The organism is Acinetobacter sp. LMB-5 (assembly GCF_001541635.1).
Classification (GTDB): Bacteria; Pseudomonadota; Gammaproteobacteria; order Pseudomonadales; family Moraxellaceae; genus Acinetobacter; species Acinetobacter pittii.
Genome location: NZ_LRDR01000010.1, coordinates 28,645 through 51,361, shown reverse-complemented (window position 1 = coordinate 51,361; position 22,717 = coordinate 28,645). Strand labels below are relative to the sequence as shown.

26 protein-coding genes are annotated in these 22,717 nt (G+C 37.2%); 9 read left to right on the top strand and 17 right to left on the bottom strand.

Features of this window, described 5'->3' with window-relative positions:
- The first annotated feature begins 238 nt into the window (after positions 1-238).
- The 4 genes from AW165_RS14695 to accC all read left to right on the top strand — a co-directional run bounded on the left by AW165_RS14695 (position 239) and on the right by accC (position 4,077).
- Positions 239-1,564, top strand: a complete 1,326-nt coding sequence (locus AW165_RS14695; RefSeq protein ID WP_060466258.1) for a Y-family DNA polymerase — start codon at positions 239-241, stop codon at positions 1,562-1,564.
- Positions 1,565-1,799: 235 nt separating this feature from the next.
- On the top strand, positions 1,800-2,255 hold the full coding sequence (gene aroQ / locus AW165_RS14690; RefSeq protein ID WP_002115614.1) for a type II 3-dehydroquinate dehydratase: 456 nt from the start codon (positions 1,800-1,802) through the stop codon (positions 2,253-2,255).
- Between the two features lie 17 nt (positions 2,256-2,272).
- Positions 2,273-2,692 (top strand): acetyl-CoA carboxylase biotin carboxyl carrier protein, encoded by a 420-nt coding sequence (accB, locus tag AW165_RS14685; RefSeq protein ID WP_000354611.1) that lies wholly within the window; start codon positions 2,273-2,275, stop codon positions 2,690-2,692.
- Between the two features lie 17 nt (positions 2,693-2,709).
- Entirely contained in the window at positions 2,710-4,077 is a 1,368-nt protein-coding gene (gene accC / locus AW165_RS14680; protein ID WP_002115704.1) for an acetyl-CoA carboxylase biotin carboxylase subunit, read from the top strand.
- A gap of 46 nt (positions 4,078-4,123) precedes the next feature.
- On the opposite strand, the gene AW165_RS14675 is transcribed toward accC, so the two are convergent.
- From AW165_RS14675 to AW165_RS14665, 3 genes are all read right to left on the bottom strand, one after another.
- Positions 4,124-4,627, bottom strand: a complete 504-nt coding sequence (locus AW165_RS14675) for a hypothetical protein (protein ID WP_002115710.1) — start codon at positions 4,625-4,627, stop codon at positions 4,124-4,126.
- 155 nt (positions 4,628-4,782) lie between these two features.
- Positions 4,783-5,946 carry an MFS transporter gene (locus AW165_RS14670; protein ID WP_081410676.1) on the bottom strand — a complete coding sequence of 388 codons (1,164 nt, stop codon included), beginning with the start codon at positions 5,944-5,946 and terminating at the stop codon, positions 4,783-4,785.
- A 520-nt stretch (positions 5,947-6,466) separates the two neighbouring features.
- Entirely contained in the window at positions 6,467-7,003 is a 537-nt protein-coding gene (locus AW165_RS14665) for a hypothetical protein (protein WP_155859644.1), read from the bottom strand.
- 291 nt (positions 7,004-7,294) lie between these two features.
- Between AW165_RS14665 and AW165_RS14660 the strand changes: the two genes are divergently transcribed.
- From AW165_RS14660 to AW165_RS14640, 5 genes are all read left to right on the top strand, one after another.
- A complete protein-coding gene (locus AW165_RS14660; RefSeq protein ID WP_060466255.1) occupies positions 7,295-7,939 on the top strand; it encodes an SOS response-associated peptidase in 645 nt (214 codons plus the stop codon).
- Between the two features lie 115 nt (positions 7,940-8,054).
- The gene (locus tag AW165_RS14655) at positions 8,055-8,549 is read left to right on the top strand and encodes a LexA family protein (protein WP_060466254.1); all 495 of its coding nucleotides are present in this window, start codon (positions 8,055-8,057) and stop codon (positions 8,547-8,549) included.
- Positions 8,550-8,552: 3 nt separating this feature from the next.
- A complete protein-coding gene (locus AW165_RS14650; protein ID WP_060466253.1) occupies positions 8,553-9,851 on the top strand; it encodes a Y-family DNA polymerase in 1,299 nt (432 codons plus the stop codon).
- A 32-nt stretch (positions 9,852-9,883) separates the two neighbouring features.
- The gene (locus tag AW165_RS14645) at positions 9,884-10,843 is read left to right on the top strand and encodes a hypothetical protein (RefSeq protein WP_060466252.1); all 960 of its coding nucleotides are present in this window, start codon (positions 9,884-9,886) and stop codon (positions 10,841-10,843) included.
- 60 nt (positions 10,844-10,903) lie between these two features.
- A complete protein-coding gene (locus AW165_RS14640) occupies positions 10,904-11,590 on the top strand; it encodes a hypothetical protein (protein WP_060466251.1) in 687 nt (228 codons plus the stop codon).
- Positions 11,591-11,655: 65 nt separating this feature from the next.
- Here the strand turns inward: AW165_RS14640 and AW165_RS14635 are convergent, their stop codons facing one another.
- The 14 genes from AW165_RS14635 to AW165_RS14570 form a co-directional block, all read right to left on the bottom strand.
- Positions 11,656-12,201, bottom strand: a complete 546-nt coding sequence (locus tag AW165_RS14635; protein WP_060466250.1) for a glycoside hydrolase family 108 protein — start codon at positions 12,199-12,201, stop codon at positions 11,656-11,658.
- 42 nt (positions 12,202-12,243) lie between these two features.
- Complete coding sequence (locus tag AW165_RS14630) at positions 12,244-12,633, bottom strand: hypothetical protein (protein ID WP_033848481.1); 390 nt, start codon at positions 12,631-12,633, stop codon at positions 12,244-12,246.
- A gap of 52 nt (positions 12,634-12,685) precedes the next feature.
- On the bottom strand, positions 12,686-15,418 hold the full coding sequence (locus tag AW165_RS20160) for a hypothetical protein (protein ID WP_060466249.1): 2,733 nt from the start codon (positions 15,416-15,418) through the stop codon (positions 12,686-12,688).
- A gap of 64 nt (positions 15,419-15,482) precedes the next feature.
- Entirely contained in the window at positions 15,483-16,091 is a 609-nt protein-coding gene (locus tag AW165_RS14620; protein ID WP_060466248.1) for a hypothetical protein, read from the bottom strand.
- A complete protein-coding gene (locus tag AW165_RS14615) occupies positions 16,084-16,674 on the bottom strand; it encodes a DUF2612 domain-containing protein (protein ID WP_060466247.1) in 591 nt (196 codons plus the stop codon). Before AW165_RS14615 ends, AW165_RS14620 begins: the two co-directional genes overlap by 8 nt.
- Positions 16,674-17,858, bottom strand: coding sequence for a baseplate J/gp47 family protein (locus AW165_RS14610; RefSeq protein ID WP_060466246.1), 1,185 nt, complete (start codon positions 17,856-17,858; stop codon positions 16,674-16,676). The genes AW165_RS14615 and AW165_RS14610 overlap by 1 nt, the downstream gene beginning before the upstream one ends.
- Before the next feature lie 2 nt (positions 17,859-17,860).
- A complete protein-coding gene (locus AW165_RS14605) occupies positions 17,861-18,214 on the bottom strand; it encodes a hypothetical protein (protein ID WP_060466245.1) in 354 nt (117 codons plus the stop codon).
- 34 nt (positions 18,215-18,248) lie between these two features.
- Positions 18,249-18,911 (bottom strand): Gp138 family membrane-puncturing spike protein, encoded by a 663-nt coding sequence (locus tag AW165_RS14600; protein ID WP_060466244.1) that lies wholly within the window; start codon positions 18,909-18,911, stop codon positions 18,249-18,251.
- 1 nt (position 18,912) lies between these two features.
- Positions 18,913-19,872, bottom strand: coding sequence for a phage protein (locus tag AW165_RS14595; RefSeq protein WP_057095618.1), 960 nt, complete (start codon positions 19,870-19,872; stop codon positions 18,913-18,915).
- Entirely contained in the window at positions 19,873-20,166 is a 294-nt protein-coding gene (locus AW165_RS14590) for a phage baseplate plug family protein (protein ID WP_016802827.1), read from the bottom strand.
- A 1-nt stretch (position 20,167) separates the two neighbouring features.
- Entirely contained in the window at positions 20,168-20,761 is a 594-nt protein-coding gene (locus tag AW165_RS14585) for a phage baseplate protein (protein WP_060466243.1), read from the bottom strand.
- A 73-nt stretch (positions 20,762-20,834) separates the two neighbouring features.
- A complete protein-coding gene (locus AW165_RS14580; RefSeq protein ID WP_060466242.1) occupies positions 20,835-21,329 on the bottom strand; it encodes a hypothetical protein in 495 nt (164 codons plus the stop codon).
- Positions 21,326-22,228 (bottom strand): endonuclease/exonuclease/phosphatase family protein, encoded by a 903-nt coding sequence (locus tag AW165_RS14575; RefSeq protein ID WP_060466241.1) that lies wholly within the window; start codon positions 22,226-22,228, stop codon positions 21,326-21,328. The genes AW165_RS14580 and AW165_RS14575 overlap by 4 nt, the downstream gene beginning before the upstream one ends.
- Before the next feature lie 82 nt (positions 22,229-22,310).
- Positions 22,311-22,607, bottom strand: coding sequence for a hypothetical protein (locus tag AW165_RS14570; protein WP_228138760.1), 297 nt, complete (start codon positions 22,605-22,607; stop codon positions 22,311-22,313).
- Positions 22,608-22,717: the final 110 nt, after the last annotated feature.

Below are 22,717 nucleotides of genomic sequence, written 5' to 3'. Positions count from 1 at the left end.
AAAGGAGATCCATACGATCTCCTTTTTTATTAAAAATATTAATTCCTTATCTAATTTTTCCATTATTAACCTGAGGCAAACCCACACAACCACCCTAGCATTCTGCTAAAAATTTTGTTAACTTGATTTTGTTACATATTCAAGATGCAACTTTTTCATCCAACACTTCCTCTCACTGTGTTTATGAAAACAATATCAATATGTAGTTTTACCAATATTTTTAATGGGGCAAATCATAATGGAAATCTCACACCGCGAAATTTACGCGCTCGTAGACATTAATAATTGTTATGTGAGTTGTGAGCGACTATTTAATCCCAAACTTATTGACCTACCAGTTGTAGTACTTTCTAATAACGACGGATGTGTTGTATCACGTAGTGAAGAAGCAAAAAATATGGGTATCAAAATGGGTATTCCATGGTATCAAATCGAACAAGAAGCTCTTCAAGCAGGTGTACACGTCTATTCAAGCAACTACACTTTGTATGCTGAAATGTCACGTCGCTTTTTTTCAGTTCTTGGTGAGTTTTTCTCGCCCGATGATTTAGAAGCTTATTCTATAGATGAATGTTTTATTCGCCTTACCCCTTACCTTCAATCTCTAGATATTCATTCTTATTGTGTCAAAGTCGTAGAAACCTTAGAAGAATGGTTAAGCTTACCCTGTTGTATTGGCATCGGATATTCAAAAACTCAAGCAAAATTAGCCAATCACTATGCTAAAAAAATTAGAAGCTTTAATAGAATTTGTAATTTCACCACTTTAGATCCTCTGCTTCTTGAAGACCTCATGCAACACACTTCAGTCAAAGAAGTCTGGGGAATTGGCTATCAATTAGTCAAACAATTACGGAGTTATGAGATTTATTCATGCTTAGACTTAACTTTTGCCAATGAGCATCATCTAGCAAAAGCTTTTTCTGTGGTTATGGCGCGTACCATTCGTGAGCTAAAAGGCCAATCCTGTATTCAACTCGACGATCCTGCAATTGTCACCAAACGAATTTTAGCATCACGTAGTTTTGCTCAAGCTTTGTCCAGCATTGAAATTATTAAGCAAGCACTTATTTTTCATCTCAACCGAGCTCATCGCCGTTTAATGAAACAAGAACAGCTCTGTGCCTGCGTTCAAGTCTTGCTTTATGAAAAAATAGATAAACCACCTTATAAAAAAGCATCTTCTCAAGCGATAGGCTTAAATTATGCAACAGATGATTTATGCATATTAACAAAAGCAGCCATGCAGCAAATTGATGTTTTATATAAAGAAAATAAAAAATATATAAAGATTGGAGTTTTATTTTGTGGTTTGCATCCTCGTCAACATCACATTGATGATTTATGGCAACCTCTTGAGTTGATTCAGCAAAGACAACAATTAATGCAAACGCTCAGCACAGTTCGTAACCGATTTGGCAGTCACTATTTACAAGTCGGTTATCATTCCCGTAATCCATCTTGGCACATGAAACAATGTCACCGTTCAAAAAATTATCTAACTCGATGGAATGAGCTATTAGTGATTGGAGAGAACTCTATAGCCGTTACACAAAATACATGAACTGTTTTTGTCAATTCAGTTTAAAATAAGCTCCATTAAATTACTTGAAATTTTGTCATTTTTTAACATTGCTAAATCATCGCAAAATTTACAATATATAAGCCGAATTTGGTATACCCTTTCTGCGACGATGAAAACAAATTATAAAAAAATTGTAGAAACATATGCCATAATAAGCAAACTTTGCAGACATCTTGCAAAGAATATTTGCAACTTTAGAGCTGGAGCAATCTGAATGAGTTCGACCATTTTGGTGATTCATGGACCGAATTTGAATTTGCTGGGAAAACGCGAACCAGAAGTATATGGTCATCTTACCTTAGATGATATTAACCAACAACTTATTAGCCAAGCTCAACAAGCTTCAATCACATTAGATACTTTTCAAAGCAACTGGGAAGGTGCCATTGTTGATCGTATTCATCAGGCACAAACTGAAGGCGTAAAACTTATTATTATTAACCCTGCTGCCCTCACCCACACTTCAGTTGCTCTACGTGATGCTCTACTTGGCGTTGCGATTCCATTCATTGAAGTTCATTTGTCTAATGTCCATGCAAGAGAGGCATTCAGACATCATTCTTATTTATCTGATAAAGCAATTGGCGTGATTTGTGGTCTAGGTGCAAAAGGCTATCGTTTTGCGCTCGATTACGCTATTGAAAAAATTCAACCATCTAACCCAAACTAGTTTAGGAATAGTCGCCCATGGATATCCGCAAAATTAAGAAACTCATCGATTTAATGATTGAGTCTGACTTGCAAGCGATCGAAGTTAAAGAAGGTGATCAATCAATCGCTTTAACTCGTCGCAATCCTGTCGTTGCTGCGGCTGGTGTAGCACTTCCGGCTGCTCCTGTTGCAGAAGCACCAGTTGCAAAAACACCGCGTGGAGCAGTTGAAACTTCTCCAATGGTTGGCGTGTTCTACGCTGCTCCAAGCCCAGGTGAAGCACCATTTGTTAAAGTAGGCCAAACAGTATCTGCTGGTGAAACTTTGGGTATTATTGAAGCAATGAAAATCATGAACCCAATTGAAGCAACTCAAAGTGGCGTGATTGAAGAAATTTTAGTGAAAAATGGTGAAGTTATCCAATTCGGTCAACCTTTATTCCGTTATCGCGCGTAATTACCCCGGGGACGTCTATGTTGCAAAAAGTTTTAATTGCAAACCGTGGTGAAATCGCTTTACGTATTACCCGGGCTTGTAAAACATTAGGAATCAAGACTGTTGGTATCTATTCAGATGCCGACAAGGATTTGATGCATTTACGTTTTGTTGATGAAGCAGTATGTATTGGTCCGGGCGCAAGTAGTGATAGCTATTTAAATATCCCGGCAATTATTACTGCTGCAGAAATTACCGGTGCTGATGCTATTCACCCGGGTTATGGTTTCCTTTCAGAAAATGCTGAGTTTGCTGAAATTGTAGAAAGCTCAGGCTTTACTTTTATTGGTCCACGTCCAGAACATATCCGCCTTATGGGGAATAAAGTTTCTGCGATTGTTGCCATGAAAAAAGCTGGCGTACCTACTGTACCAGGTTGCGACCATGCAGTAACCATCCACAATGCCTTGGCAGAAGCGAAAGAAATCGGCTTCCCGCTTATTGTTAAAGCGGCTTCTGGTGGTGGTGGTCGTGGTATGCGTATTGTTGAGCGTGTAGATACACTACTTGAATCAGTTCAAGCAGCGCAGCGCGATGCAGAAATGTGGTTCGGTGATGATACCGTTTACATGGAACGCTTCTTACAAAAACCTCGCCATGTCGAAGTTCAAGTTCTTGGTGATGGTAATGGTCATGCAATTCATTTATATGACCGCGACTGTTCATTACAACGTCGCCATCAAAAAGTACTAGAAGAAGCACCTGCACCAAACCTACCAGAGCAAGCTCGAGCTGATATTTTAGAAGCTTGTGTTCATGCATGTCAGTTGATGCAGTATCGTGGTGCTGGTACGTTTGAATTCTTATTTGAAGACGGTGAATTCTTCTTTATTGAAATGAATACTCGTGTTCAGGTTGAGCACCCTGTAACTGAAATGGTTACCGGTGTCGATATTATTGAACAACAGTTACGTATTGCTGGTGGCCTAGGACTAGAGCTTCAACAAGAAGATATCAAAGTTCAAGGACATGCAATTGAATGCCGTATCAATGCAGAAGATCCTACAACCTTCTTACCTTCACCAGGTAAAATTGAAAGTTTCTATGCGCCAGGCGGCGCTGGTATTCGTTTAGATTCTCATATCTACCCAGAATACAGCATTCCACCTTACTATGACTCTATGATTGCTAAATTGATTTCTCATGGTAAAGACCGTGAAACTTCAATTGCTCGTATGCGTCAAGCACTAGATGAAATGATCCTTACGGGAATTAAAACAAATATTCCTCTACATAAAGATCTTATTTTGCAAGATAAGAGCTTCTGCTCTCAAGCAATGGATATCCATTACCTTGAAAAACACTTGTTAAAGCAAGTGGAAGAAAAGAAAGCTGAAACTGCATAATAAAAAAAGCCTCTTATTTTTAAGAGGCTTTTTTATATCTATAATTTTATGGTAATACCCGACGTAAAGTCGCAAAGCACTGCTCACCCTTAGCCGTTGAACAGAAATTGATTGTATGGTCGTTTTTCCATTGTACAAAATATTGTGAGACATCACCTGTTTGGTCTTGCTTCTGACCAGAGCAATCTACTTTATTATTATCAAATTTAATTTGCATTACTAAAGCGGCTAGCTGCTCTTTAGGGTCATCAGATGGTTGATATTCATAAATACCATAAGACCATTCCTGACCGCTTTTGATCACTACATCATTACTACTACGAAAGTTATAATATTCCACACATTTCTTATTATTTGGAATTTCCATTCCCCATAATCCCATAATTTCAGGGCGCGTAACAATACGTATAGCATTAGGATTACTTGCAGTCCGAACGGGTTGTTCAGCTGGCTGTTGAGTAGCCGTTTCTGCCACAGCTAAACCAGAACAAGCCCACAATAATCCAATAATATAAATATTTTTCATAGATTTATTAATCATTAAACGCATGAAGTTAAGTTAGCATATTTTTTGACAAAATCACTGCTCCATAACCATATAAAAACAATATTTTTCAACTGTAACGTGTCACAACAAGTCATCAAACAATTTTATATTTACTTGCTTTTTTCAATATAAATTCTTTGTTTTGCATGATCTCAAGCTTAGGTAGTTGAAGAATCGACTTGTTTCGGAAGCCACTTTACAAAGCACAAACCTAAGAGCACAACCACGCTGGCACACATAAAGATGAGTTCACCAGAAAGAATTTTCCAGAAATGCCCAGCCAGAACACTACCGAAAGCTACACCTAACCCCCACATGGTACTATAAAGTGCTTGTCCACGCCCTTGCTGTCCAGCAGAAAAGTTTTGAAAAATAACTCTCATTGCGATCAAGTGAAATAAACCAAAACTAAAGGCATGTAAGCACTGCGCAAAAAGTTGACCAATAAAACAATGTGAAAATACTGCAACTAGCATCCAACGTATGCTCGTCACTAGCAGACACACTATCACTAAACTGCGCCACGAAAAACGTTGAAAAATCTTTGAGGCAATTGAAAACATAAAAATTTCAGCAAAAACGCCCATGGCCCATAAAAATCCAATTTCAGTCGTACTGAAATTCAAAGATTTCAGAAAATTACTATAAAAACTATAAAAAGGCGCATGTGAAAAAAGTAGAATAAATTCAATTGCAAAAAATGCAGCCACTGTTGGGCGCTTAAGAACAGGAAGTAAAGGTTCTAAATATTTTTGGGAAGTAGGCGCGCTATCAGGTTCGCGGATTGTGAAAGACCAAATAAACGCTAGAGACGCGATAATTAATAGTAAAATTGGGAGCATTGAAATATGCACTATTTCTAAAATAGCCCCAATAGTGAATACCCCAACAATAAACCCAACCGATCCCCACTTACGAATTTTGCCGTAAAGTTTAGCTTTTTGATCACCCAACCAAAATAAAGTCACTCCCTCAAATTGAGCTAAAATCGCATTTTGAAAGAAACTAAAAATAAGCATAAGCAAAGCAACTGATTGAAAAGTATTTGGCACTATAAAAATAGCCAACCATATACATGACTCCATCCAAGTTGCTACCCGAACAAGCAACATCCGCCTACCAGATTTATCAGCAATCCAACCCCAAACTAAAGGCGCAAAAAAACGAGTTACAATCGCAATTGATGATAAAACACCAATTTCTTGATAATTAAATCCCTGATCTTGAAGATATAAATTCCAATACGGCATGAATGTGCCAACAATGGAATAGTAGAAAAAGTAGAATCCTGACAGTCTAGCTGTGATTGTTAATGGTTGCATTCGGTTGCTTTATCTTGCATTTTCAAATAGTTAATCATAATTAAAGTTGCATCCGCTTGTACCACAATGCTGTATTTTGCAATTCAACAGTCTACAAATCAGTCTACAAATTTATTTTTCAATTAATTTAAAAAAATTTGTAGACTGCATGCTTTTTAAGCAAAACACACCCAACTTTCAAACCTGAGTAATTCTATCATTTTGAATAAGTTATAAATGAATTATTATCGATTCTTAGTTGATAGTTGTTTTTTATTAAGAGTGAGTGAAGAACTTATGAAAGATTGGGTTTACTTCTATATCGAGTACACAATTAAGTATGGCGAACCATTCTTTAAAGAGGCAGGCTGGTCATTAGGTTTGGAAAATAATTATGTAGTTGTGAGCATGATACGAAGCTAGATAAAGACAAGAGAGTTTATCAGGCCTATTCAGCAGCCGAATTGATTGATAGTAATAGTATTTTACTATTTTCAATACAATAAATAATAAATCTTTATTCAGGCAAGGCTTTTTTATCTCATTTATGATATAAAAAATACCATGCTCCATGTGTTATTAAAGGGGAGATTAAAAATAAAACCCAAACCCATGTAAGCTTTTTTTCATTTAATATTGTGATAATTGCTAAATAAAAAGAAAAAACAAAAAGAACATAAAATATAGATCCTCCCCACTTAACAACAGATAACCAATGCCCGTGATTCTGCTCTATACTAGTAAAATAATCATAAATATTGGTGGTAAAATGAAGGGGCTTATAAAAAAGATAATTAAATGCAAGTAAAATATGACTAGTTACTGGTTCAAATTCATCCCAATTTTTCATTGATTTCCAAGCTATTCCACCTACAGCAATAACTATTACAGCTTCAATAGAGATTCCTGGGGCAGGTGTAATATTATGATCATGCTGAGTATGAGTGCGAGTTATTGGAGTGTTTTTATTTTGCATTGCAGTTCTATAGTTATCAGCGCAATGACCTGAACAAAATACTTTATTATAGTTATCCGTAGAAAATCTAGTTCCACAATAATTACAGCTATTTGTATACATACCCTACCCAAAATAAATAAAAATCTTTTTTATATAAATTATTATAACATTTAATAATAATTACAAATATTAAATCCTAAGAATGCTGCTAAATTATTTTTTGCAAATTTATTTATAATACTTTTGTATAAGGTAGATGCAAAAATAATATTATTAATAAGTCAGCAGATTCTAGATGATAAAAGTCTAACATCCTTTTGAATTTTTAATGATTGCTCATTGATCAATTTTTCACAATTTCCTATAGTCATTGTTTATAAAGAATAAATAAGCTTAATAGGGATATAAAAAATGTGCTCAAACTACGAACCAATCGCAAAAGATAGAATTCACTTGCTGGATCTGTTTGAGCCAACATTTGAATATAAATCTCATATCTATCCTAACTATGAAGCTCCCCTTTTATTCTCTAAAAAAGAACAAATGGAATGGCGATTAGCACGCTTCGGCTTAGTCGCCCCATGGGTTAAGGAACTTAAGAAAGTTCATAACACTTACAACGCAAGAACTGAGACAGTTCACGAAAAGCCCAGCTTCCGAAATGCTTGGAAGAAAAACCAATTCTGTTTAATACCTGCCGATGTAATTTTTGAACCAAAGTACATCAACAATAAGCCGGAATGGTGGGGAATCTATCGAAAAGATGATATGCCTTTTACAATTGCTGGTATTTATGAATATGCGGTAGTAAACGGTGAAGAAATCAGATCCATGAGTATGCTGACCATTAATTCTGATCACCACCCTTTCATGAAGCAATTCCATGCCCCTACTGATGAAAAGCGCTCTATCATTGTTATTCCACCAGAGCTAAGAGATGACTGGCTTCACTGCAAACATGAAGAAGCTAAGGAGTTTTTCTTAGATATGCCTGCTGATGAGTTCGTAGCACAACCAAGGTCAGAATTGAAGAAATTCCGACCAAATGCGCAATGAAGCGCGACAAGTTACGACTAGTCATTATTTATCCACAACTTTTTAAATTTGAAATTTAACTAAGCTCTAGCATATCATCTTGAATATGTTACAAATTCAAGTTAGTGGGTATTCTATGAGCGAAATTGCACCATCCATTATCCAGATAAAGCCTTACCTTACTCAAGGTTTTGCTTTGTCTGAAGTTATGTCTATCAAGCTAGTTTTACCAACAACTCATATGCTTGTCCCTTATGCTTTAGAAAAAATTTCTGCAGGATTCCCAAGCCCGGCACAAGATTATGTAGATAAAGCACTCGACATGAACGAGCACTTAATAAAAAATGAAACTGCAACTTTTATTGTCAAAGTTGCATCTCTATCAATGCTCAACGCAGGAATAGATATTAATGATGAGCTAATTGTTGATCGAAGCCTTGACGCGAAACATGGTGATATTGTTGTTGCACTGATAGACAATGATTTTACTGTTAAGCGGTTAATGATTGATGAGTCTGGCCAGTGGTTAAAAGCAGAGAATCCAGATTATAAAAATATTTACTTATTAGATGGACAAGAATTGATTATTTGGGGCGTTGTCACTCATATCATTAAAATGACACGGCATTAAGTCATGAAACATGAAAACAAAGTCTTTTTCCTCATCGATGTAAATAACATGTACGTTTCATGTGAGAGAGTCTTTGATCCAAGTTTGAATGGTAAAAGTACCATCGTGCTCTCAAATAACGATGGCTGTGCTGTTGCGCGATCAAATGAAGCTAAAGCACTTGGAATAAGGATGGGTGTGCCTCTTTTTCAAATTAAAGACTTAGTTCAGCAACATGGCGTAATCGTACTTTCTAGTAATTATGCAATGTATGCAGAAATGTCGAGACGTTTTCACAAGATTTTGAGCTCGTACGTAACTGCAGAAGAAGTTGAACCGTACTCTATCGATGAGTGTTTTGTTGACTTTTCTGCTTATGAGAAGAACTTTGATTTAGAAAAAGTTGGTCAGCAAATGCGTCAACAAATATGGAAATGGCTAGGCTTGCCAGTTTGTGTTGGTATTGGTAGAAGTAAGACAGAATCGAAGATAGCTAACCATATAGCTAAAAAAAATGCAGGCTTTAATAGTGTTTGCGATCTCGTAAATATGGATCCTTGCAACAAAGAATATTATTTCTCATTAATTGAAGTATCTGAAGTTTGGGGTGTTGGCCGTAAGCATTCAAAAAAGTTGCAAAGCATGGGAATTAATACTGTGCTTGATCTAGCTTGTGCTGAACCACGTGAAATGCAAAAGAAGTTTTCAATTGTGATGGCAAGGACTATTTACGAATTACAGGGCATCTCATGTATTGAGATTGAACATACTCCCCCATCAAAAAAACAAATAGTTGCAAGCCGGTCTTTCGGTGGTCGCGTAACTGAACTAACGGACCTAAAGGAAGCTATCTCGATGTATGCACAAGATGCTTGTAAAAGGCTACGTGATGAAGGGCTTTTATGTGGGTGTATGATTGCTTTTGTTCATTCAAATCCATTTGATCCAAATGTACCTTTTTATAATAAGTCGATTACTGGTTCATTTTCTGAACCCACAGATTGCGCTATTGATTTTGTTAAAGCAGCAACAAGAATGTTGAACGAAATCTATAAAGAAGGAATTAAATACAAAAAATGCGGTGTTGTGCTGACTGGACTTGAGCCAAAAACTGGCCATACATATGACCTTTTAACCGACTTTGAAATGATAGAAAAGAAAGAATGTTTGATGAAAGCTATGGATGGTATCCATAGCAAGTTTGGAAAGAAAAAAATTGGTGTCGGACCATGTTTTGTTCCTGGTCGGAACTGGTCGATGTCACGAGATAAACTTAGTAGAAATCCATTCAAATGGGATGAATTATTAATTATTACCAATTAATATATATGTTTAATTAAATTAGCATAAAGAAAATGAAACCAATTAAGAAAAACCAGATTCAGAAAAATATAGCAAAAATACAAAATGGTGTTTTCGATGAATCGAATGTTGAAAATTTATTTATAAGTTTGAGACCATATTGTAAAGGATACAAACAATTTAAAGAAATTGCAGATTTTGTTGCCCACAGTGATGTAAGAGATAGGGGTATAGTAAATAGAGCCCTGCTAGACAGGTGTTTAAGACTTACAGCACTTTTCCATTATTCCCCTCCCAATGAGCCGCTAGATCTATTTAATGATTTACCTTCATGGATTATTAGATTAATTAAAAATCAGGCATTTGAAATAAAAAACAAAGTTTTCTTACAGGAATTTCAATTTTCTAGAGAAACCTTTTTGGAAATGTTAGATACAGCTTATGTAATTGATGATCAAACGAAGATTGCGAAATATACCGAGTGTGAATTTCCACAATTTTTCTGGGATGCGGTAAAGAAATGTTTTGTTGGTATCAGTATCATAGCCCCTTTGACACAAAATGATGTTATCAAAGAAATTATTGGCGTATTAAAAAAGAATAACATAATTATTAATGAAACTCTAATTAGGAAAAATGCAGATAAAATTACTATATGTATTCTACTTCTACTACATAAAACAGAATATAAATTTGAAGACCTAAACAATGCCGAAACATTTATTTCAGCTAATCCACATTACAGTTCTAAAAAAGATATAGCAGAAAACACTCTTCCAAATTTATATGTAGCTGGTAGTTTTGTAATTCATGGACTAAATGGTCAAGTTTTAGAGATGGTTACACCAATTTTTAATACTAATTTAAAGGTAGAGGATTGGTGTGACTTAAGGATAATACAAACTACAATTCTACAAGATGAATCTGTATATCAAAATATTTATCTGGATGATAATATAATCCTCGATGAAAACTTTAAAATTTCTAAGCCTGATTTAATTAATATAAATTAAAGTAGATCAATAATATAGTTATGATAAAACATATCTGTTATTAAGAATTAGGAAAATAAAATGTTAAAAAATTTACTAAACAAATTTAAACTTAGTGCTGAATGGGTGGAACTATTATGGAAAATAATAACGTTAATTTTCGTTTTACTAGGAACCACTGTTACCGCTTTGTGGGCTCGAGCATCTAAGGAAATAAATCAATTAGGTTCTTTCACCTGGGTGATAGTGGCTATCATAAGTGCATTAATCTTTACACTTATGGTTTATCTAATTAGTTTATCAAAAAAGAAAAATGCCGAAGCTACTAAGTTATCGATTGAGGCAAATTATCTTGCAACACTTGCCACTCCAAAATCTACAATTAATCCCCTTTCAGATCTTTTCACAGACCAAATTATTAATTTAAGTGATCTATATTTGCCCACAATGCAAGTCCAAAAAAATAAAGTATTTAAGAGATGTAAAATTGTTGGACCTGGATGTATAGCAATCATTGGAGGAAAATATATAAACACGCACTTTATAGGTCACGGAAGTGTATTATTACTTCCCAAGAACGCTTCAATTGTTGGTGTGCTTGGTTTACAAGATTGTACGATTGAAGACTGTGAAATTATAGATATTACTATGTTGATAAGTTACCCTTCAAAAGATGCAATGGAATCGCTTGGAATCCATATACCTGGTATCAAAGACTACTTCCCACAAGTGATAATTGATAATAACTCTTCAAATAGAGTTCCATGAAAAATATTTATTTGTTGCATATGCTGAGCAACCTGATAGTAGAATGCACAGCAAAACCATAACCCTCATAGTGAAATACGGTTAGCGATCCAACCATAAAAGAACTGTTCTTGCGTGGGATTACGCTCACAGATTTCAATATAACGCTGGCCTTGCATAATATTAAGTACTCGCACAAGCACTTTCTCGCCTTCTTTCCCACGTTTGGCCAAATAGATTTTAAGAGCATTTAAGGTAGCTGGGCCATAAATTCCATCTACCGTTAGATCTGGCCAACCGCCTTTGCCTTGATTATTCAGCAAGTTTAATGCACGTTGTAAAAGCGGTTTTGCAAAGCCGGTACCACAATTTACTCCTGTGTCTAATAACTCATCAGCTACAGCAGTAGAAACACCATTCACCTGATCAAATCGCGGAGCTGTCCAATAGTTTTTTCGATAAATTGCTTTGGCCACATCAAGTGGTAAATCTTTCATATTACCCTTAAAACCATTTGTACGTGCTACAGCTTCAGTAATACCGTATTTCGTTGCCCCTCCTCGATCCGCAGGATTATTAACATACCCGCCTTCACGCTTAATCAACTCTTCAAGATATTGTTCAATATTCATTTCTGTTTCCTTTAGATGTAAAAAAACCGCCCGAAGGCGGCATTAACTGTTTTCGATATCTCTTTTGGCTTTCTTAACTTCTTTAATTACTTCGACAATCGTCTTACCTTCCTGTTTATCAATAAAGTTGAAGATCCATCGGACCAAAGCCCAACCTGGAATACCACATATAAAGAAGAAGCCACCAAGAGCGATCATTCCCCAAATGTCCGTAATCCATTCATGAAGCCCCCACTTCACGATAATGAATGAGCCGCCAGCAAGACTTGATACAACTGTACAAATCAAGCCTACAGCCCATTCTTGTGGTGAGCGTGGCATACGTGTCATTAATACTACTGCTGCAACTAAAGCGACCGCTAAAGTCACCATAATAGCTGCCCCATAAAATTTTAATAATGCTGTTAAACCGCTGGTGGAAACTGGTTCCATTTATTTCTCCAGAAAATTAAGACAATAAAAAAACCCTGCATTTGCAGAGTTATCAAGTTACTCTTTCAGAATTTATTACGTTTATGACACCATTCGAAGTGTATTTAATTTCTCCGGTGCCCATTCCTCTATATCCACAATTATGCAAATTCAACTTACCGTTTGTTGCGCTAAAATGATGGATAACAGGATTGTGAGAATCGCAGTAAAATAGATTCATTAAATTTTCATTTGACCCACCAACGTTATAATTAACAATGTTACCTTCTGAAAAACCTCCAAAAACCGCAGAATCAGTACTAACTCCGCCATCTGTAGCGGTTCCTACACATGCAATCCCCGCGCCGTCATCAATTGGCCATTTACCGTCCCCCTGACCATTCTTATAGAGGATTGGTTGATAATGAGCCATATGACTGCCCACAGCATCGGCAATGCCTCGGTCACCGTTATACTCACAGAGCATTCCTAGTGTATATCCCGACCACAGCTCGTGATACGAAAAACCATCATCACCGTTGTCGTGGAAATAATTATCTTCACCTTCATAGCGACAAGATTGTTTTGTGACGTTTTCCCTGTACACATGTCCGCCGTTACCATCAACCCAATTACCGGCACCCTCGCAGCCTACTTGACGAATAAAAACATTGTCAGATATTTCATAACCATTTACACGATTACCAATAGCTTTAAGACGCTCAAGCACTACACTTGCAAAATCCCAAACTCTAAAACCACTTAACCAAAAATATGACTCAATGCCAACCAATCTGATTGTTTGGTTTTTGGTTGTGTTGCCTGTATAGAAAGGACTCCACAATGTGTCAGGTACTCTTATCTCAGCTGTATTAGGATCGCCAAAGCCAACACAACTCAGATATAAAACGCCAGCTTCCCAGAACCAGCTAGGTTTAACTGCATTCTCAATTTCTGAAATGCTGTAAACGCGCCAAATTTGAGCGCAATCTGATAATCGATTTATTCGCCCTAGTTGATGTTTCCATCTGCGTAAAATTTCAGTTTTAGCATCAGTAACATCTAACTGATATAACCAATAACCTGATCGATCAGTTCCTCCCTGCCCATCATTGACTGGATTGGTAGCTAGGGGAACTTGCCAGACTTTTGTATAGCCATTAGTTTTTGTAAAACCTGTTAGCTTTTTTCCTCCAATAAGACGAACACGAGAATTACGTGCAGCCGATACAGTGAGAATGCCAATTTTTGGGGAAACTTGGGGAGCTTCATAATAGTCGCCACCATAGACTACAACATGAGTGTTATAGCCAGCCATCAACATTGCCCGGTCTAAAGTTTTTAGCGGAGATGTCTGTGTTCCATTATTATTGTCTAAACCTCTTACAGCATCGACATGAATAAGAGTGAGTGGGAATTGAGGTGTAAATGTGCCCCGATCTTGAAATGAACTATATAAAAATGCGGGTTTAAATTTTGCTAATGTTGCATTTACATCCTTCATTAATCTCAAATCAATACGAACGCAGTTTGCTGGAATTTCAAATTCTGAAGAGAGAATATCGTAACTATTCGCAATACGTGCAGATTGGTTAGAGCTCCCAATACTCACGCCAGCTGCATCATAGAAAAACATCGTCATATGAGTCGCATTTGTTGCAGTACTAAAAATTTCAGAACCAAATCGTACAATTGCACCAGGTGCAAATTGATTAACAGCTGGAATTGAATAAAGGCTTTGAAAAGTGGTTGCTGACTCCTCAAAAGTCATTATTAACTGATTATTTTCATTACGTGCTAAACCCTGAAAAGTGGTCGAATATTGGCCGCTGTACAATGGATCAGGGAATAAATTCTTTGGATTGTCATGGGGTCTAATAAAAACAGCCTTCGATGCTGAGCAAATACAAAAGTCTTCAAAGACTAGTTCTCGCGGATTCGTTACGGCCGTGATGCTAAATCCGACTTCAACAAATACTGCATTTGCATCAAGAGGTATGTTTTCGATTACTATATTTTTTTCAGAAGTAATAGCTTCTGATCCAGCAATGGTTTTTGAATCAGTCTTAATTGACTGACCATTTACTAAAGTTTGAAACAACATAAAACGAACAGCATTTACCGCAGCTCCAGCATTAGCAGTAACGCTTTTTAATCTAATAGAAGCGGATATAGTTCCGGTATCTTTAAAGTGTGCTGCGCTGAAACGCCAACGTACTTCTAATGGAGCACTTGGTGTGCCAACAACTTTAATTGATTTTGGTGCAATGCGGCTAACAGCGGTTCGGCCTGCGAGATTGGTAATACGTGAAAAGTCGATCCCTTTAATCTCATCCAATGTAAAAATATTACGGGATAAACCTAAGCGCTCGCGTAGATCTGTATAGTCTTTTGCTTGCGTTAATTCGCTTAAACCCGTATTAACCCAATAGCTGCCATCTGGTGAACCTTCTGGCTTATTCCAAAACCAAATTACATCTGTGTCTTCAGCCTTTGCATATTTTTTTAAGACTGTTGGACGAGATGCTAAAAGCTCGGCTTCTGTTGTAAAACCCTCCATTAGTCCCGCTGCAATAACCTGTTCAATTGCTTCTTGAGCATCAGTATCAAATTCTGATAAAGCGGAAGTTACGTTTATTAATGCTGTATCGACATCCATTTGCATGTTAGTAATGTCATTAATAATTTCATCGATCTTTGTTAAATCGACCTTGCCATCTAACAAGCCTAAAACTTTCCGTAGAATAGCTAAGATGTCAGAGGCATTATTAATATTTGCTAAAACCGCATTCCAGTTTGTTGCCATCTTCGAGAATCTCCACGCAACAAAAAACCGCCTTGCGGCGGTTAGAAAAATTTATTCAATATGATTAGTAATAGACAACTACAGTACAGATCTTAGGGTTGTATGGCCCTTGAGTGTTATCACCACCATATGCTCCCATTAATCGAAATTTAGATTGAGTACGTGCAAAATCTTCGCGTTCCTGAAGGCTCACTGCTGCTGTGTCATTAGCAGTACCAGTACAAACAACTCCGTAATCTAGGTCCGGTGCATCTTCAGTCAAAGTAAATTCGATTTGGCCACCACCCATATTTGCAACTGAAGCAAATCCTCGGCTTTTAACTAAATCAAAACTTACACCGTTAAGTCTAATAATAGCGATTGCTTTCTCGCCTAATGTTCCACCATCTTTAGTCTCAATTGTAATATCTTGAGATCCATCGAAAGTTCCTTCTCCTTTTACAACTCCTGTAAAAGTAATCTTTCGACCTGTTTCTAATTTCGCTGCAGAAACTGCATTAGCACTTGCATCTAACTTGCCATCAATAATTTCATTGATCTTTTTGGTTAGTGAATTGAATAACCAATTGAACCATTGACGAGCTGGCTTTTTATTTGATGGGAAGCCGCTCAATAAAGTTAACCCATTGGTATTTTTTGGCCCATTAAGGCTAAATTCTTCTAACTTATCCATCTACTTCATCCGAAAAAATTAGCTCAACTCCGCTTGGTAATGGAAACAACAAGCGAACTAGTTCTTTATCTATGGGTTGAAACTCGGCAAGAAATTCAAACGTGACCGTCATATCTCTGTTGTCCTTTAATTTGAAAGGCACATCAGTCAATAACTTGCAGATTTCAAATGCTTCATCCAGTGTGCAATCGCAGTTATTAAGCAAAATCTTTGCTTTCACTACAGAGGGTAATTTTTGAGGTGGGATACTTTGGCCACGGTAACTGCTTACACCTGATTCACGCCAAAAGCCGCCAATATCAGGATCATCCGTCTCACCAAATGTTAGTGACTCTGGTTGCCCCTCAAAGCCAAAGAAAGGAAGTGGCACAATGTCAGGTACAACTGTTGGAGCTCCTACCCATTCGGCCAAGATGTTTAATTGATCCCCACTTGCTGTATCTAAATCAAACTTTTCATTCATGCTTTGCAGCACATTCATGCAATCAATAATCGGCTCTATTGATACTTTGACTGTCTCATTAAAGTTTGGTTTAGATCGGTGTTCATTAATGATCAGATTCAAGTAATCATCTGTTTGCATTAACCACCTCCGGCAACACTGATCTCGATATTGTCTGAATCACAATAGGCTACGGCGTTAAAGGCTAATGTGTAATCACCTTCTACAGGCACACCATCTACAGTTAATTGAAGGCTTTCAATTTCATAAGACCTTGCATCTAATGCGCCGTATAAGCCAGCTGGTACATACAGTTTATTAATTGCGATACGGTCCCCAATATCGAGCTGGTTAATGTAATCAGCTGAAGCGCTCTTTATTTGCTCCCCAATATCTACCGTGTAATCTGAATTAGTCGTTAATTCAAAACGGATACCAATAGACTTCTGAATAGGTCGCCAATACTCGATTGAGACAGGATCACCATACACTGTTGGACGAATCACAGTTGTATTTCCGTACAGATCACAACCGGGTGCCTTCTTTACTCGAATCGTCTCAGCAATCAATTGATCATCTCCACCCGCTACGACAACGGCCAAAGAGTTTGGCGGCAAGCCTAGCGGATGATTAAATGATTTTTGATTTTCATAAACCTTACAACGGCTCACGCCATCAAGACTAAATAGAGCGCCTAAAATCCCCTCTGTATAAGAACGCGAAGGAATGGCCGTTGATAAGGCTTGGCGTTGACGTAATTTAGTGTTGCTTTCAACTGGAGCACCTAAGGTAGATGCCTGAGGATTATTTACAGATTGCCAGCCTCGTGTAGGTGTTGAAATAGTAGTAACAGCATTGGGTAGCGCTAGAATTGCTCCAGCTTTCTCAGCTATAGCAGTTACAACAATTTCCCCTTCAGATGGAATAATAACTTGTGCTGGCAATAACCAACGATTGTTGTTCTTGTCACTCACAATACCGTTATTAATGGTTGTGCCAGCAACACCAACCAATACTACCGAAACACTTGATTGTGTGGCCACTGCACGACGTATACCGTTAATCTTTACATTACGCGATAGCGCATCAGTATCGGCAGTACTTGGTGACATAGAGTTATAAGCATTTATAACTTCAGCATTACAGTCAGCAATTGCACGTGCGATAACACCAATCCACTGACCATCTTGACTATCGTTTTCCAAGTAAACATCTTGGCCGTAAATTCCTCGGTACTTATCCTTTAGGTACTCGACAATTTCACTATAAGTTGCAGCTGTAGCACCATACTGATTAATTACAGGGGCTATGCTAGTTAATGCCATCTTTAAATCTCCCCTTGTAAACTGGCTGAACCGTAAATCGTTGTAATGGTTGATTGAATCGATAGCTTTCGTGTCTCACCATCAAATTGACTATCAAACGAATCGACTCTTAAAACACCCTCAGTACTTAAAATGCGTTGTCGAATCATGAGCTCAAACAAATGGTCGGTGAATTTCCCTAAAACGTCCGTAGTCCATCCGGTGCCGTCGGAAGTATCAGCAAACCATTCACCTACCCAAAATTTAAGGCGAGTCATTACCGCCTGCGCTACACCCTCAGGTGTATTTATATGGAAATTATTTTGACCTTGGCCAAAGCTATAATCCCCATCATCATCTAGCTTTCTATAGCGCATAAAAAAAGCCGCCTTTCGGCGACCCCTCATTTATTTAAGGTTTTGGTGGACCAGAATCACCACTACCGGGTTGAACTCCAGAATGGCCATGGCTAGAACCAACATTAATATCGTTATTTTTTAACGCCCCTAAGACACCCAGTCCATCTTTCATTTCAACAGGGCAATTAAAAGATGCCTTGGTACCGAAAAACTCTAATTCGCCAGCATCATTAATCCGGATCTTGGCATTACCGGCATCATTTCTTAATTCAACCGCATCAGTGGCCACACTCTTTAAACGGTTAGGCTGAGATTGCGGCGCAAATGTAGCGAAGCCATCAGATAGATCATGTTTACGGTTTTCAAACGGTGGCTGAATGCCACCGTTTTGCCACCACAAGTCAATACATCGAGATGAGAAATGTACTAGACATTCATCACCCCGCTTAACTGGAAATGTTAAAGCAAAACCTCCAGCTTTAGGCCAACACACTGGCACGTCTGGTATTAATGGTAGATCCACTAAATCCATTGAACCATCTTCACGCATAACCGGTATTTGAATAGCTGGGGTAACAGATACTGTTTGTTTATCTGGATCATAAGATTCAACAATACAAGGAAGATTGGTCCAGACTACGGCCAAGGCTGATTTAATCGCATCATTAATGATGTTGAGTAAATGAGGCGATCTTTCGTTATTACTTAAAGCCATATCAATCCACCGCCGTAATTGTAATACCTGATTTAGGAACTACAGCACCCTGACCAACTGAAACTGTGCTCGTATACCAATCATCGCCGCGTGTATCTCCGTAATGCTCGACCGCTTTAATGATGTAAATCCCATTAATGCCACCAGCTGTTTTAAGATCTTTCTGCGGCTGGTCTACTCCCTGACTTTGATAATCAATATCAAAAGCTTGAGTTTGGATGCTTGTCGTATCAACATGAATTCGCCCACCACGGCGCAATTGTGGATTGAGCAAGCAATTCACCATTAGCCCCTCTGTTGTGAGTTGAGGCATTCCAATCATGCCCGAGCTGGCATCCATTTCAAAAACTGAGTCAAGTAAAAAGCTACTGATGCCAACCATGTATAAGTATTCATCATCAATGAAATACTCAGTGTTGGTATCTTTGCAAAACTGTCTGATCTGGTCGTCTAATGACCCGAACATTACTTTGCCGCGAACATATTTCTGATCACTCAGCTGTGGCAGTTCGCCTGTTTCCACTCCATTCGCTTGATACTCTTTTGCGAGCTCATTCTTGACTTGATCGACTGAGGTACCAGCTGCAATAGTTTTATTAACCAGCGCATAGTTTTTAGCTTTATCACCTGACTGAGCCAGAATGCATAAAAAGGTATCAGTCGGGCTTTCACGTCCACGACGATATTGGAATGTTGAACCTTTAAAAATTGTGGCCAACTCTTCACCGTAACCAGCCTCAAAAGTCACCATTGCCCCTACGTTGGAATTATCCTCGCCAGCAAGCCGGTTCATGGTATCGACTGATAAGTTATAGATATAAAACTCCGCTGCTTTGGGTGTTTCAGCTGTAGGTTGATTAATACGAAAAACAATCCGCATTTCTGATAAATCTAATGCCTCTGGCTCCCCATATTTAAGCTGGACGGTTAGCCGGCAATTTCGCTTCCATTGTTCAGTCATTTAAGGATCCTGCCAAAAAAGCTTTATGTTGGTACCTAAATCACTAAATGATTGGCTCTCATCTTCATTGAGGTTTTGAACGTACATTGAGCCACTAATTACATGACTAAATGGGCTTAAAATATCGATACCTGAGACTAAGGGAATACCTAAGGCAACAGGCTCAGAATTAGTTTGAAAAATATCTAGGTACCATCGTTTTCGATAAACAAGCTTGAGCTGGTAATTAACCTTGTTCAGTTTGATAAAAAACTTTTGGTTGCGATCGAGCAAAGGGATTTCATACAAAGCCATTTTAAAGCCCTACCGTATAAGCACCACCAACCTGCCCTAAACCAGTGATTTGAGACAACATAGACTGTTCAACTTGTTTAGGCTGTTTAGATCCCGAGTCAACCACATCAGAGGTAACTTCTGGATTCTTCTGATCAGCAATAGAAACTAATGTTTCTTTAGTGGTTGAAATAAAAACTTTCTTAAAAACAATATCAATCATTAATGCATTTTCGGAAGTCTCCTCTGTGACGTTCTTTAAAGACTTAATGAGCATATCTGTATAAAGGCGTTTGCCCGTAGAGATAACGAGACGCTGACCTTGTAAAGCCTGTAATCCTTGGTAGATTCCTAGTAGAGACAAATCAGAACCGATAAACGTATTGCCAATAAGTCCATTCATTCTGCCAGCACTTTCAAACCAGCCAATTTTCATTGTTACTTCTGGGGGGGCTTTATAGCAGTGGTCAGAAATCGGTGAACCCTTTTCAACTGGATGCTCTGTAATAACTAGTTCATCAGAAAGGTTTTCTTCAATTACTACATCAGCAAATAAACCCATTATTGAACGATGACCACCAAGTAAGAGGGAGCCAACTGTTTCAGTGATAGCCATGCTTTTCTCCGGGTAATAAAAAACCCTGCAATTGCAGGGTTTAATTAATTTAGATTCTTTATTAACTCAGGAACTATTCAGGAGAATCAAGACTAGTTATATGGTCTGGGTCAAACTTTAATAATTTTTTAATTTTTTCACCAGTTGATGGTGATGATAATAATTGATCAAGACTATCTTGAAAGCTTTCAATATCAGCAGAAGTAAACCTATTCCCATCAATAGTTACAGAGCAAGGGAACCCTTCAGTTCCTAGTTCTAAAACTGTTAAATCTTCCCTCAGGGTTTCATTAATAGTGGAAAATATATAAATTACTTGGCTTGTTGGCTTTTGTAATACTGAAAGACTTGGATCAAATGTAGAAGCTAATGCAGCCGCTTTTAACATAGTGTGTCGTTGGCTATCTCTCCATTTTAATGAAATTTTCTTCTCAGAGAATTTTTCAATATCTTCTTTTACATTAATTAAAGTTTCAAAAATAATATTTAAATTATTCTCGCGTATTGCTGAAGCATCAATTCCATGCTTAAGAGATGCAAGAAAATCTCTTCTTTCCGAATTACTCATTTAATTTTCCTTTCAATATAAAAACTTACAGCAGCATGATCTGATATTTGCAATCCCATCGAAGAATTAACATCTATAATTTTTACATGCTCATCTTTAAAATTCCATTCATTTAAAAGGAATTTTTTACAAATCAGAATTTGATCTATTGTGTGCCAATCACTGAATAAACCAGACTTTCTTAATCTATAAGTTCCAAACAACTGATTATCATTTTCTACATATTGAGAGCTAGATAAGAATTTCCAGCAAGGATTATAGAAAAGAAATTTTCTATATTTTACTAATGTTTTTTCTCTTGAGGATTGTAGACATGAAACAATACTAGTGTGATGAGGTTCAACATTATAGTCACCTAATAAAATTACATGTTTTGAAGAAAGAAGATCCTTTTCAATATTTACTCTAATTGATTGCGCAATGTTGTTATAGAGTGAATCATCACAGGTCTGCCTACTTGGCCAGTGAGAAAGATAAAAAACTAAGCTACTCTTACTATAAGGTAATTCAAATTCATAACGTTGACCGCTTTTTATATTTCTACCGCCAATCGAATAAATAAAATTTTTAGTTTGAGAGCTATCTTCAATTAAAGCATATTCTTTTTTGAAGAAAATGCAGGTATCAAAGATCAATCTTCCTACTTTTTCAGCTCCACTTATATATGAGTAATTACTATCAACTACATTTAATAGAGAAATTAAATGATTAATATCGGAAGGGCTAATCTCTCCCAAACATATAAAATCATAATTTAATAAAAAAAGTGACTCAATATAAATTGCGCATGCATTCAATTGCTCCTCTTTTGTTAATGGTTTTTCTTTTAGATCTTTTTTTTCAGTAGGTGGTGACAAACTTGTATTCCACCAAATTAAAGACAAACTATCTAAAGACATTTTAAATCATAAAGTTAATTTAGTTAACGTAGCATCTTACTTATCTCATTAAGTAAAATCTACTTTCATCAATTATTTAAAATTAACGCGTTCTATAGCAAGCATCCATCTTGCCACCCACTTGCCTATAACAAAGCCAAGCACCATCCTTATATTCTTTAAGCTCTTTCTTAGTCTTCTTATCACGATAGTACTCTTTTGCTTCCAATAGCTCATCTGAGTCACCACCCATAGATATAGATCGTTCTTCAATATCAGGATTCATGGTTGACTCTTCTATTAAGTATTCTTTCTCACCAATTGTAAGAAGCGTATACATCCCACCTGCACCGCCACCAGAGGCAACAATACATCCTTTAGTAACATTCTTCCCATCCACAACAAAACACTTCCCGATACGGTCAGGATTTTCATGTGCAAATGCTGCGGCTGAAATTAGAAGAGAACTTAGTAAACAAGTAATAGTTTTCATGGAAAATAATCCGTTTC

Coding starts and splice junctions, on each gene's coding strand:
- AW165_RS14600 (WP_060466244.1), bottom strand. CDS start 18,911: ATGGCTTTAAGTAATAACGAAAGATCGCCTCATTTACTCAACATCATT.
- AW165_RS14675 (WP_002115710.1), bottom strand. CDS start 4,627: ATGCGTTTAATGATTAATAAATCTATGAAAAATATTTATATTATTGGA.
- AW165_RS14605 (WP_060466245.1), bottom strand. CDS start 18,214: ATGCGCTATAGAAAGCTAGATGATGATGGGGATTATAGCTTTGGCCAA.
- AW165_RS14575 (WP_060466241.1), bottom strand. CDS start 22,228: ATGTCTTTAGATAGTTTGTCTTTAATTTGGTGGAATACAAGTTTGTCA.
- AW165_RS14665 (WP_155859644.1), bottom strand. CDS start 7,003: ATGTATACAAATAGCTGTAATTATTGTGGAACTAGATTTTCTACGGAT.
- AW165_RS14585 (WP_060466243.1), bottom strand. CDS start 20,761: ATGGCTATCACTGAAACAGTTGGCTCCCTCTTACTTGGTGGTCATCGT.
- AW165_RS14630 (WP_033848481.1), bottom strand. CDS start 12,633: ATGGAACCAGTTTCCACCAGCGGTTTAACAGCATTATTAAAATTTTAT.
- AW165_RS14655 (WP_060466254.1), top strand. CDS start 8,055: ATGAGCGAAATTGCACCATCCATTATCCAGATAAAGCCTTACCTTACT.
- AW165_RS14660 (WP_060466255.1), top strand. CDS start 7,295: ATGTGCTCAAACTACGAACCAATCGCAAAAGATAGAATTCACTTGCTG.
- accC (WP_002115704.1), top strand. CDS start 2,710: ATGTTGCAAAAAGTTTTAATTGCAAACCGTGGTGAAATCGCTTTACGT.
- AW165_RS20160 (WP_060466249.1), bottom strand. CDS start 15,418: ATGGCAACAAACTGGAATGCGGTTTTAGCAAATATTAATAATGCCTCT.
- AW165_RS14610 (WP_060466246.1), bottom strand. CDS start 17,858: ATGGCATTAACTAGCATAGCCCCTGTAATTAATCAGTATGGTGCTACA.
- AW165_RS14595 (WP_057095618.1), bottom strand. CDS start 19,872: ATGACTGAACAATGGAAGCGAAATTGCCGGCTAACCGTCCAGCTTAAA.
- AW165_RS14580 (WP_060466242.1), bottom strand. CDS start 21,329: ATGAGTAATTCGGAAAGAAGAGATTTTCTTGCATCTCTTAAGCATGGA.
- AW165_RS14635 (WP_060466250.1), bottom strand. CDS start 12,201: ATGAATATTGAACAATATCTTGAAGAGTTGATTAAGCGTGAAGGCGGG.
- aroQ (WP_002115614.1), top strand. CDS start 1,800: ATGAGTTCGACCATTTTGGTGATTCATGGACCGAATTTGAATTTGCTG.
- AW165_RS14695 (WP_060466258.1), top strand. CDS start 239: ATGGAAATCTCACACCGCGAAATTTACGCGCTCGTAGACATTAATAAT.
- AW165_RS14620 (WP_060466248.1), bottom strand. CDS start 16,091: ATGGATAAGTTAGAAGAATTTAGCCTTAATGGGCCAAAAAATACCAAT.
- AW165_RS14670 (WP_081410676.1), bottom strand. CDS start 5,946: ATGCAACCATTAACAATCACAGCTAGACTGTCAGGATTCTACTTTTTC.
- AW165_RS14650 (WP_060466253.1), top strand. CDS start 8,553: ATGAAACATGAAAACAAAGTCTTTTTCCTCATCGATGTAAATAACATG.
- AW165_RS14615 (WP_060466247.1), bottom strand. CDS start 16,674: ATGCAAACAGATGATTACTTGAATCTGATCATTAATGAACACCGATCT.
- accB (WP_000354611.1), top strand. CDS start 2,273: ATGGATATCCGCAAAATTAAGAAACTCATCGATTTAATGATTGAGTCT.
- AW165_RS14645 (WP_060466252.1), top strand. CDS start 9,884: ATGAAACCAATTAAGAAAAACCAGATTCAGAAAAATATAGCAAAAATA.
- AW165_RS14640 (WP_060466251.1), top strand. CDS start 10,904: ATGTTAAAAAATTTACTAAACAAATTTAAACTTAGTGCTGAATGGGTG.
- AW165_RS14590 (WP_016802827.1), bottom strand. CDS start 20,166: ATGGCTTTGTATGAAATCCCTTTGCTCGATCGCAACCAAAAGTTTTTT.